The 4,055-nt window shown below is 55.5% G+C and carries 4 protein-coding genes; 3 read left to right on the top strand and 1 reads right to left on the bottom strand.

The window, feature by feature from the left end; all coding sequences use genetic code 11:
* Positions 1 to 34 precede the first annotated feature (34 nt).
* Positions 35 to 946 (bottom strand): HTH-type transcriptional activator AaeR, encoded by a 912-nt coding sequence (gene aaeR / locus ACLQ7H_RS27290; RefSeq protein ID WP_411755375.1) that lies wholly within the window; start codon positions 944 to 946, stop codon positions 35 to 37.
* A gap of 326 nt (positions 947 to 1,272) precedes the next feature.
* On the opposite strand from aaeR, the gene aaeX reads away from it, so the two are divergent.
* From aaeX to aaeB, 3 genes are all read left to right on the top strand, one after another.
* The gene (gene aaeX / locus ACLQ7H_RS27285) at positions 1,273 to 1,476 is read left to right on the top strand and encodes a p-hydroxybenzoic acid efflux pump operon protein AaeX (RefSeq protein ID WP_021180732.1); all 204 of its coding nucleotides are present in this window, start codon (positions 1,273 to 1,275) and stop codon (positions 1,474 to 1,476) included.
* A 7-nt stretch (positions 1,477 to 1,483) separates the two neighbouring features.
* The gene (gene aaeA, locus ACLQ7H_RS27280) at positions 1,484 to 2,419 is read left to right on the top strand and encodes a p-hydroxybenzoic acid efflux pump subunit AaeA (protein WP_411755374.1); all 936 of its coding nucleotides are present in this window, start codon (positions 1,484 to 1,486) and stop codon (positions 2,417 to 2,419) included.
* A partial coding sequence (gene aaeB, locus ACLQ7H_RS27275) for a p-hydroxybenzoic acid efflux pump subunit AaeB (RefSeq protein ID WP_411755373.1) occupies positions 2,419 to 4,055 on the top strand: 1,637 nt, incomplete at its 3' end. The genes aaeA and aaeB, both read left to right, overlap by 1 nt.

Raw genomic sequence — 4,055 nt, 5'->3', positions numbered from 1 at the left:
GGCTAGGGTGAGGGGCATCACTGTACGTGGGGAATTAACGATAGCCCTGATACACTTCCGCCACGCGTTTGAAGTACTCCGTCAGGTAATTAATACACACCTGCACCTTGAGCGGCAGCTTGTCTTTCTCGGTGTACAGTGCGTAAACCGGGCGGGGTTCCGAGTGGTAGCGCTTGAACAGGATCTCAATCTCACCGCGTTTGATCTCTTCAATTACCCACATCAGCGGCGCGTAAGCAATTCCGGCCCCGGCTTTTAGCCAGCGGATCATGGTTTGTGAATCGTTGGTCACGAAGCGCCCTTGGGGGGAAATGCGCGTGCTGATGCCTTCGGGTGCCATCAGTTCAAACTCACTGTCGGGTCGCACGCTGTATTCCAACCAGGAAAAATTCACCATATCCGCTGGCTTTTGCGGTGTGCCGTGCTGCGCAAGGTAGCTTTTGGCGGCGCAGACCACCATCGGCATTGAGCCCAGGCGTTTGGAAAACAGGCTGGAGTCCTGCAGTTCGCCAGTACGGATCACCACGTCCAAGCCATCGGCGATCAGATCCGGGGCCGGAATGCCGGTGACCAGGTTGACCGTCAAGCCAGGATACTCTTGCAGCATGTCGGCGGTCATGGTCGCCAGGACGTTTTGCGCCATGGTGGAGGAACTGCCGATACGCAGCGTGCCGATAGGCGTATTGTTCAGCGCATAAAGCTGCTCATGGACCTCGGTAGCCTCCTGCAGCATGCGGCGGCAGCCCTGATAGTAGATTTTACCGGCTTCGGTCAGGCCGATACTGCGCGTGCTACGGTTAAGCAGCTTCACCTGTAGATCATTTTCCAGTTTGGACACTGTCTGGCTGATGGATGAAACGCTCATATCGAGCTGGCGTGCCGCCGCGGTAAATGACCCGCATTCAACGACTTTGGCAAACACGGACATCCGTTTTAGTCTTTCCATTGTTCACTCTGGCTTAAAAGTGATTTAGATCACAGATTATTGATGAGTTGATAGTAAGCAGGCTAATATAACGCGTCGGGTGTAAAGATCTTCTGAACGCTTGAGCGTGGTCAGCTATGCCGCGGTATACTGCCGTGGCCGCACGATCCCTCCGGTTATCCATACATTCCCTCTCGCGGAAGCCTGCTGTTAGCTTAACCCTTTTTCAGGTTTGTGGCCTGGTCAACTGCCAGATCATAACGTTTGGCGTCCGTGCGCTAGAATGTAAATGGAATGTGAAATCAGCAGGGAAAACCCCGGTGCAGTAAACAATTAAGGATAAAGTGATGAGTTTGCTTCCGGTTATGGTCATTTTTGGACTGTCGTTCCCGCCGGTATTTTTTGAGCTGTTAGCGTCGTTGGCCCTGTTTTTCGTCATACGCCGCCTGTTGCAGCCGACCGGGATTTACGATTTTGTCTGGCATCCGGCGCTGTTCAATACCGCGCTGTATTGCTGTTTGTTTTATCTGATTTCGTGTCTTTTCGTTTGAGGCTGCTGTGAAAACTCTGTCATTAAAAATAATCCGCATCGCCATCACCTTGCTGCTGGTTCTACTGGCAGCCATCGCCGTGTTCAAGGCCTGGGCGTTTTACACCCAATCACCGTGGACGCGTGATGCCAAATTCACCGCCGACGTGGTGGCGATTGCCCCAGACGTCAGCGGTTTGCTGACTGACGTGCCGATCGCCGACAACCAACTGGTGCAACAGGGCCAGATCCTGATGGTGATCGACCAACCACGCTACCAACAGGCACTGGCCGAAGCCAACGCCGATGTGGCCTATTATCAGACGCTGGCGGCCGAGAAGAAGCGTGAGGCGGGCCGCCGTGTGCGCCTGGGGATCCAGGCGATGTCACAAGAAGAGATCGACCAATCCAATAACGTGCTGCAAACCGTACAGCATCAGTTGGCCAAGGCCATCGCCGTGCGCGATTTGGCGCAGTTGGATTTGGAACGGACCACGGTGCGTGCGCCAGCAGACGGTTGGGTCACCAACCTCAACGTCCACGCAGGGGAATTTATCACCCGTGGTTCTACGGCGGTGGCGCTGGTGAAGAAAAACAGTTTCTATGTCATCGCCTATCTGGAAGAAACCAAGCTTGAAGGGCTGAGCAAAGGCGACCGTGCCGAGATCACCCCACTGGGCAGCAACCGCATTATGCACGGCACCGTCGATAGCCTGGCTGCGGCGGTGAATAACAGCAGCAGCACCCCAAACAGCAAGGGGCTGGCGTCGATCGACAGCAACCTGGAGTGGGTACGTCTGGCACAGCGCGTGCCAGTGAAAATCATGTTGGATGAGAAAGATCAGCAACACTCTTACCCGGCAGGGACCACCGCGACCGTGGTCATTACCGGTAAGAGCGATCGTAGCGTCGACAGCGGTTCGCCGTTTATCCGGCTGATGCATCGGTTACGTGAGTTCGGCTAATGAACAGCCCAACCTTTCTCCGGCTGCGGTTTGCCTGCAAGCTCAGCTTTGCGATCGTCTTCGCCCTGTTTGTCGGTTTTCACCTCAATCTGGAAACCCCGCGCTGGTCAGTGCTGACGGCGGCCATTGTGGCTGCTGGCCCGGCCTTTGCCGCTGGAGGGGAACCTTTCTCTGGCGCGATCCGCTATCGTGGCTGGCTGCGTATTATCGGCACCTTTATCGGCTGTTTTGTCGGTTTGCTGATTATCGTTACCTGCGCCCGTGCACCGGTAGTGATGCTGATGCTTTGTTGCGTCTGGCTGGGGGTCTGTACCTGGATCTCCTCGCTGGTGAAGGTCGAAAACTCCTATGCCTGGGGGCTGGCGGGCTACACCGCACTGATTATCATCGTCACCTCCGCAACCACTACAACCACCATAACCTCACTGTTGGACGCGCCACAGTTCGCCGTAGAGCGCTGTAGCGAGATCGTGCTCGGTATTCTCAGTGCGATACTGGCCGATCTGCTGTTTTCCCCGCGTTCGATCAAACAGGATATCGATCGTGCGGTGGATCAACTGCTGGTGGGGCAGTACAAGCTGATGCAAATGTGTATCAGCGATGCCGGCAAAGAGGATATCGACCGCGCCTGGAGCGATCTGGTAAAAAGCACCACCGCCATCAACGGGATGCGTAGCAACCTGATGTTGGAATCGTCACGTTGGCAGCGGGTTAACAGCCGCTTGTATGCGTTACATACGCTTTCGCTGACGTTGATCACTCAGGCCTGTGAAACCTACCTGATTTTGCTCAATCACCCGGATGCGGTGAAGGAAAATATCCGTGAGCTGCTGATGGTGCCGGCGGAAACCGCGCAGGAAGTCCATAAACGCCTGAAGTTGGTGCGCCAGGTGCTGGCAACCAACCGTAGCGATGAACATCTGCAAACGATCACCGGCTGGGTGGGCGCGGCGACGCGCTATCTATTGGTAGCAAAAGGTGTGCATACCAACAGCGGCATCAACGCGGTAGAAAACGAGATACTGGCCGGAGAGGTGGTGGTGAAAAGGCCGTCGGCAGAAGGCCACCACGCGATGATTAACGGGCTGCGAGCCTGGGCGGCGACCTCAATAGGCTGCCTGTTCTGGCTGTGGACCGGCTGGACGTCCGGCAGCGGTTGTATGGTAATGATCGCCGTCGTGACCGCATTGGCGATGCGTACGCCAAATCCAAAAATGATGGCGCTCGACTTCCTGCTGGGCGTGCTGGTGGCGTTGCCGCTTGGTGCGCTGTTTTATATGTTTATTCTGCCAGAGACCCAGCAAAGCATGTTCTTGCTGTGCCTGAGTCTGGGCATCATGTCCTTTGTCATCGGTATTGAAGTACAGAAACGCCGTTTGGGCTCGCTAGGCACCCTGGCAAGTACCATTAATATCATCGTGTTGAGCAACCCGATGAGTTTCCACGTCTCGTCATTTATCGACAGCGCCATCGGCCAGATTATCGGCTGCTTTGTGGCGATGATCGTGTTGTTCCTGATCCGTGATACCTCACGTGAACGCACTGGTCGCACGTTGATGAATCAGCTGGTCAGCAGTGCCGTTTCGGCGTTGACCACCAAGGCGGCGCGCCGTAAGGAAAACCATCTGCCCGCGCT

The organism is Serratia sp. (in: enterobacteria) (genome assembly GCF_046715635.1).
GTDB lineage: Bacteria > Pseudomonadota > Gammaproteobacteria > Enterobacterales > Enterobacteriaceae > Chania.
Note: the sequence above shows the minus strand (reverse complement) of the source record. Positions and strands in the feature narration are given on the sequence as shown.

Excerpts from the sequence above, each read along its gene's own strand:
- aaeR (WP_411755375.1), bottom strand. The coding sequence starts at position 946 with ATGGAAAGACTAAAACGGATGTCCGTGTTTGCCAAAGTCGTTGAATGC.
- aaeX (WP_021180732.1), top strand. The coding sequence starts at position 1,273 with ATGAGTTTGCTTCCGGTTATGGTCATTTTTGGACTGTCGTTCCCGCCG.